13 protein-coding genes and 2 pseudogenes are annotated in these 12,947 nt (G+C 67.3%); 5 read left to right on the top strand and 10 right to left on the bottom strand.

Annotated elements, in window-relative coordinates:
• Positions 1-48: 48 nt before the first annotated feature.
• Complete coding sequence (locus tag BN39_RS13125) at positions 49-2,415, bottom strand: excinuclease ABC subunit UvrA (protein ID WP_040768286.1); 2,367 nt, start codon at positions 2,413-2,415, stop codon at positions 49-51.
• A gap of 222 nt (positions 2,416-2,637) precedes the next feature.
• Here BN39_RS13125 and BN39_RS13120 point away from each other — a divergent pair, with 222 nt between their 5' ends.
• Positions 2,638-2,985, top strand: coding sequence for a hypothetical protein (locus BN39_RS13120; protein WP_148281488.1), 348 nt, complete (start codon positions 2,638-2,640; stop codon positions 2,983-2,985).
• Positions 2,986-3,071: 86 nt separating this feature from the next.
• Entirely contained in the window at positions 3,072-4,424 is a 1,353-nt protein-coding gene (gene mgtE / locus BN39_RS13115) for a magnesium transporter (protein WP_019202867.1), read from the top strand.
• A 29-nt stretch (positions 4,425-4,453) separates the two neighbouring features.
• Here the strand turns inward: mgtE and BN39_RS13110 are convergent, their stop codons facing one another.
• From BN39_RS13110 to BN39_RS13095, 4 genes are all read right to left on the bottom strand, one after another.
• Positions 4,454-4,945, bottom strand: a complete 492-nt coding sequence (locus tag BN39_RS13110; RefSeq protein WP_148281487.1) for a hypothetical protein — start codon at positions 4,943-4,945, stop codon at positions 4,454-4,456.
• Positions 4,946-5,753: 808 nt separating this feature from the next.
• The gene (locus BN39_RS13105) at positions 5,754-6,221 is read right to left on the bottom strand and encodes a low molecular weight phosphatase family protein (protein WP_019202865.1); all 468 of its coding nucleotides are present in this window, start codon (positions 6,219-6,221) and stop codon (positions 5,754-5,756) included.
• Positions 6,221-7,327: an ACR3 family arsenite efflux transporter gene (gene arsB, locus BN39_RS13100; protein ID WP_019202864.1), complete on the bottom strand. Its 1,107-nt coding sequence runs from the start codon at positions 7,325-7,327 to the stop codon at positions 6,221-6,223. The genes BN39_RS13105 and arsB overlap by 1 nt, the downstream gene beginning before the upstream one ends.
• The gene (locus tag BN39_RS13095) at positions 7,324-7,746 is read right to left on the bottom strand and encodes an ArsI/CadI family heavy metal resistance metalloenzyme (protein WP_019202863.1); all 423 of its coding nucleotides are present in this window, start codon (positions 7,744-7,746) and stop codon (positions 7,324-7,326) included. Before BN39_RS13095 ends, arsB begins: the two co-directional genes overlap by 4 nt.
• Positions 7,747-7,849: 103 nt before the next feature.
• Between BN39_RS13095 and BN39_RS13090 the strand changes: the two genes are divergently transcribed.
• The gene (locus BN39_RS13090; RefSeq protein WP_019202862.1) at positions 7,850-8,203 is read left to right on the top strand and encodes an Rv2640c family ArsR-like transcriptional regulator; all 354 of its coding nucleotides are present in this window, start codon (positions 7,850-7,852) and stop codon (positions 8,201-8,203) included.
• 12 nt (positions 8,204-8,215) lie between these two features.
• Here BN39_RS13090 and BN39_RS13085 read toward each other — a convergent pair whose 3' ends face one another.
• From BN39_RS13085 to BN39_RS13070, 4 genes and pseudogenes are all read right to left on the bottom strand, one after another.
• Entirely contained in the window at positions 8,216-8,800 is a 585-nt protein-coding gene (locus BN39_RS13085; protein ID WP_019202861.1) for a TetR/AcrR family transcriptional regulator, read from the bottom strand.
• Positions 8,801-8,869: 69 nt separating this feature from the next.
• Entirely contained in the window at positions 8,870-9,268 is a 399-nt protein-coding gene (locus BN39_RS13080; RefSeq protein ID WP_019202860.1) for an SgcJ/EcaC family oxidoreductase, read from the bottom strand.
• Between the two features lie 50 nt (positions 9,269-9,318).
• Positions 9,319-9,852, bottom strand: a pseudogene (locus BN39_RS22285) (DUF3626 domain-containing protein); the annotation flags it as partial.
• A 31-nt stretch (positions 9,853-9,883) separates the two neighbouring features.
• Positions 9,884-10,546, bottom strand: a complete 663-nt coding sequence (locus tag BN39_RS13070) for an ankyrin repeat domain-containing protein (RefSeq protein WP_237741693.1) — start codon at positions 10,544-10,546, stop codon at positions 9,884-9,886.
• 212 nt (positions 10,547-10,758) lie between these two features.
• Here BN39_RS13070 and cynR point away from each other — a divergent pair, with 212 nt between their 5' ends.
• Complete coding sequence (gene cynR / locus BN39_RS13065) at positions 10,759-11,667, top strand: transcriptional regulator CynR (protein ID WP_019202857.1); 909 nt, start codon at positions 10,759-10,761, stop codon at positions 11,665-11,667.
• Positions 11,668-11,753: 86 nt separating this feature from the next.
• Complete coding sequence (locus tag BN39_RS13060; RefSeq protein ID WP_019202856.1) at positions 11,754-12,263, top strand: DUF4822 domain-containing protein; 510 nt, start codon at positions 11,754-11,756, stop codon at positions 12,261-12,263.
• Between the two features lie 12 nt (positions 12,264-12,275).
• Here BN39_RS13060 and BN39_RS13055 read toward each other — a convergent pair.
• Positions 12,276-12,807, bottom strand: a pseudogene (locus BN39_RS13055) (DinB family protein).
• Between the last annotated feature and the right edge of the window lie 140 nt (positions 12,808-12,947).

Raw genomic sequence — 12,947 nt, 5'->3', positions numbered from 1 at the left:
GCGGGTCATGGTAGGGGAACCGCCTGGGAGTCCGCTGTCAGTGCGCGCTCACGCGCCGACGTAATCGGCGAGGTGTTCACCGGTCACCGTGGACCGCGCGGCAACGAGGTCCGACGGTGCGCCCTGGAAGACGATGCCGCCACCGTCGTGTCCGGCGCCCGGGCCGATGTCGATGATCCAGTCGCCGTGCGCCATGACGGCCTGGTGGTGCTCGATCACGATGACGGACTTGCCGGAGTCGACGAGGCGGTCGAGCAGGCCGAGCAGTTGTTCGACGTCCGCCAGGTGCAGACCCGTGGTCGGCTCGTCCAGCACGAGGATTCCGCCCTTGTCGCCCATGTGGGTCGCGAGCTTGAGCCGCTGGCGCTCTCCTCCGGACAGCGTGGTCAGGGGCTGGCCGATCTTGACGTAGCCGAGGCCCACGTCGTCGAGGTGGCCGAGGACCCTGTGGGCGGCCTGGATCTTCGCCTCCCCGTCGGCGAAGAACTCGCGGGCCTGCGCCACGGACATGGCCAGCACCTCGCTGATGTCCTTGCCGCCCAGGCGGTATTCGAGGACCGAGGCCTGGAACCGCCTGCCCTCGCACTCCTCGCAGGTGGTGGAGACCCCGGCCATGATTCCGAGGTCGGTGTAGATCACCCCGGCGCCGTTGCACGCGGGGCAGGCGCCCTCGGAGTTGGCGCTGAACAGGGCCGGTTTGACGCCGTTCACCTTCGCGAACACCTTGCGGATGTGGTCGAGCAGCCCCGTGTACGTGGCGGGATTGCTCCGCCGGCTGCCCTTGATCGGGGTCTGGTCGACGGTGACGACTCCCTCGCGCGGGCTCACGGAGCCGTGGATGAGGGAGCTCTTCCCGGAGCCGGCCACGCCCGTGATCACGGTGAGCACGCCGAGCGGCACGTCGACGTCCACGTCCCGCAGGTTGTGCTCGTTCGCGCCCCGCACCTCGAGGAATCCCGACGGTGCGCGCACTGCGTCCTTGAGGCGGGCCCGGTCGTCGAGATGGGTCCCGGTGAGGGTGTCGGCGCTGCGCAGCGCCTCGACGGTGCCCTCGAACACGACCTCACCGCCGGCGGTACCGGCACGGGGACCGAGGTCCACCACGTGGTCGGCGATCGCGATGGCCTCGGGCTTGTGCTCCACGACGAGGACGGTGTTGCCCTTGTCGCGCAGGCGCAGCAGCAGATCGTTCATCCGCGCGATGTCGTGCGGGTGCAGCCCGATCGTGGGCTCGTCGAACACGTAGGTGATGTCGGTCAGCGAGCTGTTCAGGTGACGGATCATCTTGGTGCGCTGCGCCTCGCCGCCCGACAGCGAGCCGGCGGGGCGGTCCAGGGAGAGGTAGCCCAGGCCGATCTCGACGAAGGAGTCGAGCGTCTGCTGCAGTCCCTCCAGCAGCGGCGCCACCGACGGATCGTCCACGGTGCGCACCCACGCGGCGAGCTCGTTGATCTGCATCGAGCAGCAGTCGGCGATGGAGGTGCCGCCGATCGTGGACGAGCGGGCGAGCCCGGACAGGCGGGTGCCGTCGCACTCGGGGCACACGGCGAAGGTGATGGCCCGCTCCACGAAGGCGCGGATGTGCGGCTGCATGGCCTCGACGTCCTTGGACAGGAACGACTTCTGGATCTTGGGGATGATGCCCTCGTATGTGAGGTTGATCCCCTCGACCTTGATCTTCGTGGGTTCCTTGTAGAGCAGGTCGTTGAGCTCGCGCTTGGTGTACTTCGCGATCGGCTTGGCCGTGTCGAAGAACCCGCTGCCGCGGTAGATGCGCCCCTGCCACCCGTCCATGCTGTAACCGGGGATGGTGAACGGGTTGTCGTCCAGCGATTTCGAGTCGTCGTAGAGCGCGGTCAGGTCCACGTCGGAGACGCTGCCGCGCCCCTCGCAGCGCGGGCACATGCCGCCGACGAGGTTGAAGGTGCGCTTCTCCTTGACCTGGCGGCCGCCCTTCTCGACGGTGACGGCCCCCGCGCCGCTGATGCTGGCCACGTTGAAGGAGTAGGCCTGCGGGGAGCCGATGTGCGGTGTGGCCAGGCGGCTGAACAGGATTCGCAGCATGGCGTTGGCGTCGGTCGCGGTGCCGACGGTCGACCGCGGGTCGGAGCCCATGCGCTCCTGGCCGACGATGATGGCCGTGGTGAGCCCGTCGAGCACGTCGACGTCCGGCCTGGCCAGGGTGGGCATGAAACCCTGGACGAACGCGCTGTAGGTCTCGTTGATCAGCCGCTGCGACTCCGCCGCGATCGTGCCGAAGACCAGGGAGCTCTTTCCCGAACCCGAGACCCCCGTGAAGACCGTGAGTCGCCGCTTGGGCAGCTCGATGCTGATGTCCTTGAGGTTGTTCTCCCGCGCACCGTGGACGCGGATCTTCTCGTGACTGTCAGCGACGTGGGGGACGGGCTGCGGCATGGACGCTCCTCCGGCGGGGATGGACGACAACCGATTCAGGTTACCCGCAGCGGCGTCGCACGGCACGTCGATCGCACGCGTTCGTGCGCGCGCGGGAACCACGCGAATGCGACCGGAGAGCCCCGGGGCGATGACGATCGGATGAATGTACACCCTGTGTCGATGTCATGAAACATGTTTTCGCACATCCTTTTCCGAGATTCCATCGCTACCTTGGACGGCGTGAACGAGAAGAAGAGATTCCTTGTCCCGCGGTCCGCCGCCGCACTAGCCGGCCGTACGATCGGCGCCGGGGCGTTCGCCGCCCTTGCCTTCGGCACCCTCGCCGCCGCGACCGCCGCGGCGGCCCCGTCCGACCACGTGGTCAGCCCCGCCGTGGTGAACCCCGGTGGCGCACCGAACGGCGCGAACGGGTGGGGTGTGCCACCCACCGGCGGCCTGTGGCCCGGCAACCTCAACGGCGGGGGAGGCTCCGACACCGGCCCGGGGGCGGCCACCCCGATCGATCCCGCCGACCACCCCCGCAGTGTGCCGGGCGCCGACAGTCCCCGGTCGAGCTCGCTGCAATAGCCGCGCACCCTGCCGCCACCACGCCTCCGACCGGGCGTGGGGCGGCTCACGCTGCGAAGCCCACGGGTTCCGATACCGTGAAGCGAGTGACCACGACAGTCGATGCCGCCCAGCTCGCCACGCGCATAGACAAGGCGATCGATGAGAACTCCCTCTCGGAGGTCGCATCGCTGTTGTCGCCCTTGAGTCCGCAGAAGGTCGCGGACGTGCTGGAACGCCTCGGGCGCAAGGATCGCGCGGTCGCGTTCCGGTTGCTGTCGAAGGACAACGCTCTCGCTGTCTTCGAATCGCTCGACGCGTCCCTGCAGGGCGAGCTCATCCACGACCTGCAGGACGAGCAGGTGACGGGGCTCTTCGCAGAGCTCGACCCCGACGACAGGGTGACGTTGCTCGATGAGCTGCCAGCGTCGGTGGCCGCGCGGCTCCTGCACGACCTGCCGGAGGACGAGCGCGCCGCCACGGCGACCCTGCTCGGGTATCCGCAGGGCTCGGTCGGCCGTGAGATGACGCCCGAGTTCGTCTCGGTCCACCCCGAGGAGAGCGCGGAGCAGGCGCTGGCGGAGGTACGGGCGCACATCGACGAGGTGGAGACCATCTACGGGATCCCCGTCGTCGGGCCGGGCAGAGTGCTGGAGGGAATCGTCGGGCTACGAGGCCTCATGCGTAGCGCTCCGGACGTCCCTGTGCGCGACATCATGAACATCGCGGAAGCCGCCAATGCGCGGCAGTCGGCGGAGTCCGCAGCGCGACGGTGCGCCGAGCACCGCCTGCTGGTGATGCCGATCGTCGACGGCGAGCGCCGGCTCGTGGGGATCCTCACGGTGGACGACGCGTTGCGGATCCTCGAGGAGGCGGAGAGCGAGGATGCGGCCCGCCAGGGCGGTGTGGAGCCGCTGAATCGGCCGTACCTGTCGACGCCGGTCATGACGCTGGTCCGTTCGCGCGTCGTGTGGCTGCTCGTACTCGCGATCGGGGCGACGCTGACCGTCAAGGTGCTCTCGGTGTTCGAGGACAGCCTCCAGGAAATGGTGGTGCTGTCGCTGTTCGTCCCTCTGATCATCGGTACCGGCGGCAACACCGGCAATCAGGCGGCGACGACGGTGACTCGCGCGCTGGCGCTCGGAGACATCACGACGCGCGACGCATTGCGGGTCCTGGGTCGTGAGGTCCGGGTGGGTGCGACGCTCGGATTCGTTCTCGGAAGCCTCGGCATGCTCATTGCCGGCGTGCTGTTCGGGATGGACGTGGGCCTGGTGATCGGCGCGACGCTGCTCGGCGTGTGCACGATGTCGGCGGCCGTCGGCGGCCTGATGCCGATCGTGGCGAAGTCGATCGGGGTCGATCCCGCCGTGTTCTCGAACCCCTTCATCAGCACCTTCGTCGACGCCACCGGCCTGATCCTGTACTTCCTGATCGCGAGGGCGATCCTGGGGATCTGACGGGCCGGCGGCGCGACGGAGGGGCATGGTCACTCGTTGTACTGCGACAGCTTCACTTCGTTCCACTTGTACTGCCCGACGGAGGGCTGCAGGGTGGCGCGGCCGAACGTCTCCAGGTCCTCGAATCCACTCCAGTTCTCGTCGCCGCTGGTGAGGCCGAAGGAGAAGACGTCGGTCCCCACCAGGTGCTGCGCACCGACGGCGAAACCCTCGAAGTTGGTGACCAGCATCGGCATCCGATGCATGTCCACCAGGAGGTCGTTATCCTCGGGGTTGAACGAGATCAGCTTCTCGCCGGCGGCGGAGAGACGCCATTTCATCTGGGACACGTAGGAATCGTCCTCGGTGATCTCCAACAGTTTGGCGAGGCGCTGGGAGCACTCCGCGCGGTAGGTCTCGATGAGCGCGACGGTCTGGCGGACCCGCCCCTCACGCTCGTTCTTCTGGGCACGCAGCTCATCATCGCGCTGCCGAACAATCTCTTGTGCTCGGCGTAGAACCGAGAGTTCTTCCTGACTCATGGTGTTAAGAATAGCAACAGCGGTGCATCTATGGTTTATTGTGTCCGAACTTAATTCATCGGCATTTCGCCACGAGTCCGGGCCGATGCAACGAGGGATATCGTCCCAGGCCGCATCGCCGAGAAGGATTGTCGAGCAACAGGCACGGAGGCCCGGAACGACCACGTCGGGGGCGTCTTCGATCCGTGCCGGCAAATCCAACAACACTATAGCGGATTTCGTATTGCGGTGGACACCATTCGGTATCGTCGCCTGGGACGCGACGATACCGCCGGGCTCGGCGGCCGAATCAACAACGGGCGTCAGGGGGTCCCTATCGAGACGATGCTTCGCCATCACACTCCAACACCGACATCCAGATCACTGATGAGAATCAGCAGCCTACACCGATCATCAGCAAAAGTGTTGAGTTGCAAATGCGTGGCAAGGTCAGAGGCACCACCGAGCTGATCGTCCGCCCGGATCCACTCACTCCAATACGTCACGTGTCGTTATAATCGGCGCCTGCCTGGTATCGGGAAGAGAAGCGGCACGGGCGATTCCGACCGCCGAGGACCCCGGCGACACCCATGACGGTCCCGACGATGCGCGGACGGCCGGACGTGGACAGCGGAGCATGCGGGGAACGGGCGCGGCGCGGACCGTCGAGCGCGGAACGCTGTCGAAGTCGGTACGTGCCGATTCGCCGACGACTGGAGAGCCTCCGGCCGCAACCCGCACAGAAGCCACCCATTGCGGAGCGCCACAGGATCGACACACCACCTGATCGCCCCTGGTGGACGCGATGCCGATAATCTACATTATGACATTACGACTCAGCGCGCCCTCGCCCGACGGCGAACTCATCTGCGAGGTCGGTGACACGAGCAGCGATGTCATCGCGAACGAGCCGCATCCGCTCAACGCCTTCGACGCCCCGCTCGGAGGGCTCATCGGTGTCCCAGTTGACCATCCGCACGCCGGGAGGCGGTACGACGATCGCCTCACGGCCGAGAGTGACCACCAGGTCCACTCTCGCGAGTAGATCCGGATCGATGGGCTTCGGGACCTCGCCGGTGATGTCGATGCCGAGTTCCGCCAGGCTCTCGGCGGAGAGGCGGTTGATCGCTGCGCCCGGCTCCGTGCCGGCCGAGTGCACCGCGACGGCGTCGCCGGCGGCCTTACGCATCAGCGCGGCAGCCATCTGTGATTTGCCGCCGTTCTTCACGCACACGAACAGCACGCTCGGCCGTCCCGACTCGCGCTCGAGGTTCGATGTGGTCCGGTCGTCGGACATCAGTGCACTCCCCTGCTTGTATCCGAGGCAGTGGTGGCGGAGGCCGGTACGAGGGGGAATCGCCCGCGGAGGGCGAGCGAGACGTAGACGAGCGCAACCAGGACCGGAACCTCGATCAGCGGGCCGACCACACCGGCGAGCGCCTGTCCGGACGTGGCGCCGTAGGTGGCGATCGCGACGGCGATCGCGAGCTCGAAGTTGTTGCCCGCGGCCGTGAACGCGAGCGTCGTGGTGCGCTCGTAGCCCAGGCCCATGACGACACCCAGGAGGTAGCCGCCGCCCCACATGATCGCGAAGTACGCGAGCAGCGGCAACGCGATCCGCGCGATGTCCCACGGGCGGGAAGTGATCTGCTCCCCCTGCAGGGCGAAGAGGACGACGATGGTGAACAGCAGCCCGTACAGCGCCCACGGCCCGATCCGGGGCAGCAACGTCGACTCGTACCAGTCGCGCCCCTTGGCCCGCTCTCCGATTCGCCGGGACAGGTATCCCGCGAGCAGTGGAATGCCGAGGAAGATCAGCACGGATTCGGCGATCTGCCACGGCGAGGCACTGATGGTCGTCTGATCCAGGCCGAGCCGGCCCGGGAGGACCGACAGGTAGAACCAGCCGAGGACGGCGAACATGACCACCTGGAACATCGAGTTCAGGGCGACGAGCACGGCGGCCGCCTCGCGGTCGCCGCAGGCGAGGTCGTTCCAGATGATCACCATCGCGATACACCGGGCCAGACCTACGATGATCAGCCCGGTGCGATACTCCGGCAGATCCGGCAGGAACAGCCAGGCGAGCGCGAACATCAACGCCGGACCCACGATCCAGTTCAGCAACAACGAGCCCAGCAGCAGCTTTCGGTCACCGACGACGGTGTCGAGGCGGTCGTAGCGGACCTTCGCCAGCACGGGGTACATCATGATCAGAAGCCCCGCGGCGATCGGCAATGAGATCCCGTCGACCTGGATCTTCTCAAGTGCGGTGTTCAGGCCGGGAATCGTCCTGCCGAGTAGCAGGCCCACGGCCATCGCCAACCCGATCCACACTGGGAGGAACCGATCGAGCGTCGACAGCTTCCCGCTCGCCTGCTGTTCCGTGGCCGGCGTGGTCACTGCGGGCCGCAGTCGCACGCGGCGGTCGTGGCGAGCTGCTCGCCGCCGAAGGTCTCGGCGTCGGCGAGGATGGTATAGACCTCCCACCGCTCCCCTCCCGGGCCGGTCACCCACACCTTGTCCTGCGTGGCGAAGCAGCAGGTGGTGCCGATCTCCTCCTCGGTGAACATGCCCGCGTCAGTGAGCCGAGCGATCTCGGCGTGCACGGTCTCGCTGGAGGCGACCTCCACGCCGAGGTGGTTGAGCGTTCCGCCGTGGCCCGGGTTCTCGATCAGAACTAGCTTCAGCGCGGGATCGGCCACCGCGAAGTTCGCGTAGCCGGGCTTGACCTTCGCCGGACCGGTACCGAACAGCTTGGTGTAGAAGGCGATCGACGCGTCGAGGTCGTCGACGTTGAGGGCGAGCTGCGCGCGGGACATGATGACGACCTCCGAGGCTGTGCGATGTATGTCGAATCACTTGCAAAGCCTGTTCTACGCCACCTCTTCGACATATGTCAACGGGGTGCGTAGGATCGCCGTCATGCCCAAGACGCTGCCCATGATCGACATGACCGACCCGGTCTGCTGCGCACCCGTCACCGCTACCCCCGCCGACGATGCTGCAGCACTCGACGTGGCACTGCGCCTCAAAGCCCTCGCGGATCCGGTCCGCGTCAAGCTCTTGTCGTTGCTGTTCACCTGCGGCGAGCCGTGCACCACGGGGTCGCTCGCCACAACCGTCGGGCTGGCGGAGTCCACAGTGAGCCACCACCTCGGCCAGCTCCGCACCGCGGGCTTCATCGCCTCCGAGCGCCGGGGAATGAACATGCACCACTCCCCCCGCCGCGAAGCACTCACCGCCCTCTGCAAGGTGCTCGATCCGAACTGCTGCTGACCGACTGCCCGTTCATCCCGGTTGCCCGGTCATCCCGTCCAGCAGTACGCCGACGACGGCGCGGAGATGCCTGCCCCCGTCGGCCACCGGCGCGCCCACCCCTCCGAACAACCGCGGTAGCACGAGCTCGTAACACGCGCCTATCAGAAGACTCGCGGCCGCACCCGTGTCGACCGTCGGCCCCAGTCGACCGAGATCCCGTTCACCGCGCAGGTGAGCGTCGACGTGCTGGTGCAGGTCTCCCCCCTTCTCGGACGCCGGGAACGCGTGGAACCGGGCGATCGCCGCCGGTTGCGCGAACAGCCCGGCGAAGGCCGGGAGGATCTGCTCGTGCAGATCCACGAGATAGCGCAGATAGGCGGCCAGGTTCTCCGCGAGGGTGAGGTCTCCAGCCGCCGGCGGACGCGCCAGTGAGCGTTCCACCGTGTCGATGTGCGCGAGCAGGCCGTGCGCGAGGAGATCGTCCTTGTCGTCGAAGTGGTTGTAGAGCGCACCGGCGGCCACTCCGGCCTCCTCGGCGATCTGCCGCACGGTGAGCCCGGCGGCGCGTTGCTCGGCGATGAGCCGCGCGGTGGCGGAGACCAGGTGATCCCGCATTCCGGAGCTTCCCGAAGCATGAAGCGCGGCAGGTGTTCTCGGCATGATTGAGTCCTCGGAGGTGAATCGTCAGGAACGGATCCGGGTGTTCTGAAACGTCCGGAACAGCCACTCGCCGCCCTGCCGCACAGCCGTCTTGGTCTGAATGGAGAGATCCTCCGGCCGGCATCGCGTCTGCCCCTCTCGGAGTACGCAATTGCCGCTGGTCACGATCACTGCGATGTCGGGTGAGACGAACTCGACGGTCCGCTCGACCGGCGGGGACTGACGGGTTCCCGCCATGAACGTGGCGAAGCCCTCCGACATCGTCTCCTCGATCGCCCCGCGACCGCGATAGTGGCCGCCCATCACGTCGACCAGATCCGCGTCCTCGGTGAAAGTCGCGGCGAACGCGGCGCCGTCGCGCCCCCAAGCCTCGGTTTGGCGTCGTTCGAGTTCGTCCAATTGCGCTCGATCCTCTGCCTGCATCGCGATCGCATCCTCTCGGACCGGCGTTCCGGTCCGGGACTCCCACTGCGTCAGACACCCCGGCGTTGTGAACGCACGTTCATGAATGGTCGTTCATAACGTACGCCGGGCAACGATCGCTCGTCAAGGTGAGCGCCCCCCTTCCGCCCGGGAGGATCACGGCGCAGGGGCGACCCCTTGTGGAATTCGATCCGGCATCCCAACCACTGCGCCACCGTTTCCACGTCGGTCCCCATGAAGCGCGGATCCGGGACCACCGCGTCCACGTCATCGGCGAAGCGGACCCCGCCGTGGACGTGCACCTCCACGTAGTCGTCGAGGTGGTCGAACTCGGCCTCGTCGGCCATCAGGCACAGGCGATCGAGCGCTGACACGTCGCCGACGTCCAGCGGATCCAGAACGGAATCTGGAAAGCAGAACGTCAACCTCTCCACGACATCGGGCCGGAGCCGAACATACGACGATCCGAAACGAACGGCGCCGCCGAACCGGTCCCCGCGACGGTTCCAGGCACCGTAGACCGGGCGCTCCGACGGCAGTGCAGCGTCGTACCTGCCCGAGAACAACCGACTCTCCCACCGCCACTGGTCGCCTCCTCACCGTGGAGCCGACCGCTCATCGCCGATCTCGAATGAGGTCGGCGATCGCCGTCTGCCCCTTCCTCTCCGCGTTCTCGAGAGCGGTGCGGCCGTTCGCGTCGCGGATGTCCGGGTCGGCCCCGGCGTCGAGGAGTGCCCGGACAGTGTCCTGGTACTTCGACGACCCGTCGCCGTACACGACCGCCTCCTGGAGAGCCGTCCAGCGCGGCGTGTTGACGTGGTCGACGTCGACGCCGGCCGCGATCAGGCGCCGGACAGTCTGGACGTGGCCGTGTTCCGAGGCGGGGATCAACGCGGTACCGCCGTACCTGTTCACACTCCGGAGGTCGGCGCCGTGCTGCAGCGTCAGCTCGAGGATCTCGTTCAGTCCCTCGGCGCCCGCATAGAGGTAGGCCGAATCCTGGAGGTCGTCTTTGGCATTGACGTCTGCACCCGCCTCGATCAGCACGCGTGCGGCGTCGATCGCGTTCCGTTTCGCCGCCGCCACCAGCGGCGTCCGTCCTGCTTCGTCGCGGGCCCCGAGGTCGGCGCCCCGCTGCAGAAGGTCTCGGACACCGTCCGCCTCGTTCGCGGCCGCCGCGGCGAGCAGCGCACCGCCGAGCGACGGATCGACTCGTTTCGACGCGACAGGCGATGAGGAACGGGGTGGCGAAATCGGTGTCGTCGCCTGGGCAGTCACGGTCGCGGAAGGCGCCGGCGGTGATTCCGCGGAGCACGCCGCGACTCCCCCGAGCACCCCGATCGTCACGACCACCGCGACCACGGGCCGAGTTACCTGATCCACTGTCCACCTCCGGCTGTAGGGCATCACACTCCACAGTGCCGATCCTCATCGATAGCGTCCAAGACCGATAATGCATTCCGGCAATAGTCATGGACTATGGTTCGGCCATGGAGCTCCGCCACATCCGCTACCTGCTCGCCGTCGCCGAGCACGGCAATTTCACGCGGGCGGCCGAATCCCTGCACATCTCGCAACCCACCCTGTCCCAACAGATCAAGCAGTTGGAGCGGCGACTCGAGGCGACTCTCCTCGATCGCTCCGGTCGGGCGGTCACTCTCACGGACGCGGGCGAGGCGTACGTCTACCACGCGCGCCTCGCACTGCGGGATCTCGAGGCGGGACGCCGGGCGGTGCACGACGTTCACGACCTCTCTCGCGGACACCTGAGAATCGCAATGACACCGACCTTCTCGGCCTATCTGGTGGGCCCGCTGGTTCATCGCTTTCGGGCCGCCCACCCGAACATCACCCTGTCGATACGGGAGGCCGCACAGGCACGGATCGAGAGCGATCTCGCGATGGACCGGCTCGACATCGGGATCGGCTTCGAGGGCGACCACACGGCGGGGATCGAGGCGCTCCCCCTGTTCATCGAGCCGCTCAGTGTGGTCACGGCCACCGGTCATCCGCTCGCCAGCTCCTCTCGACCGGTCCCGCTGCAACGCTTCGCCGCCGAACCGCTGTGCCTACTCAACACGGATTTCGCGACCCGGCTGCAGCTGGACCACTACTTCGCCCAGCAGGGCGTGACACCGTCGATCGCGGTGGAAGCGAGCTCCATCAGCGCGATCGTCGAACTGGTCAGGAACGGCGGCCTGGCCACCGTCCTCCCCGACGCGGTGAGCCGAGCGCACACCGACCTGCGACCGATCGCGACCGAACCGGCGATGCCGACCCGCCGGGTCGTCCTACTCCGGCGCTCCACCGACTACCGATCGCGCGCCGCCCGAGCCTTCACGGAGGTCGTGACCACGATGACCGCGCCCACAATAGGGAGCGCCGATCCTCGCGATTGAGAACGCGTCTTGGACACAATTGAAGCTTCAACGGCACTCTGGGGATCACCAGCGCCGCGGCTCCGCGGCCACAGAGGAAGGTCCCCATGAAGGTCTCGATGTTCACCAAGGCCGTCGTCGCATCCGCGGTGATCGGCATCTCGCTCACCGGCTGCTCGGCCGCTGAAGCGCCGACCGCATCCGCCGAGAGCAGCTCGCCGAGTGCCGCGCAGCGCTCCCCGTCGCAGATCCTGTCGTCACATGCGTGGGAGACCACCGCAGCCGTCGACCAGACCGGGAGGAGCGTCGCCCTGACCGACGCGTCCGCCGCCAATTACGTGGGCTACGCGTACTTCGACGCCGACGGCACCTTCACCATGTACACGCTGCAGGACGAGCCGAAGATGCGCGGCGACTGGACCGTCACCCCCGACGGGCGTTCGCGGCACATCGTCGCCAAGGGGCCGGACGGCTCGGTGATGTTCGAGCGCGACTCCGAGATCACGGAGCTGACCGATTCGACGTTCACCTACCGGACCTATCCTCGGCCCGACACCCGGGCGGTGTACGTCGACATCGTCCACACGCGGACGCAACACGCCGAACCGTCGAAGTAGAGCGTCGGCACGTCACCCCGCGGAGGTCCCGGTTCGCGCACGGAACAGGTCCCGCAGCAGCGCGACCTCAGCACCGTGATGAATCAGCTCCCCGCTGGACGTGCAGCACGATCGCCGCGGTGGACCAATCGGCGAACGTGTCGCCCGGTGGTCCTGCGGGGTCGGCCAGGCCCTCCATCCCGAGTTCTTCGACACCCCGGGTCCACGCGCGGTAGGCCGCATCGAGCCGCGTCAGCGCGACGTCCGGCGTGCCCGGGTACCGGTAGGTCGCGAAATCGACCGCCGGATACCCGAACCGCTGCAGCCCGCTCTCGAGAAGGAAGACCAGGTGCCCCAGTCGCCACGCGATGGTGGTGACCGGCGCGGGCTCCGGCGGAGGAATCGCGAAATCGGCCGCGAACCCGTCCGCAACGGGACGGACGGTCCACATCCCCGGCACCGGCTCCCAGAAGAACTCCTCGTCAGTCAGGCCGTCCAGACGGGGCCGCGCCTGCCGGGCCCAATGCACGTCCAGTTGGGCACGGATCTCGGCGTTCCAGTCGATGCTCACGAAGAGGATCCTGTCGCGGAGAACTCCTCTGCACAACCGGATTCCGTGCGCCTGGAAACTCACTCCCACACCGGCACAACGTGTTTGAGAATGCACACCCCTTGAACTCATGCACGCCTGCGCATACCGTGATG

Origin of the sequence: Tsukamurella sp. 1534, from assembly GCF_000312385.1 — a bacterium.
Lineage (GTDB): Bacteria > Actinomycetota > Actinomycetes > Mycobacteriales > Mycobacteriaceae > Tsukamurella.
The sequence above is the reverse complement of the archived record's forward strand: the minus strand, read 5'-3'. Positions and strand labels throughout refer to the sequence as shown.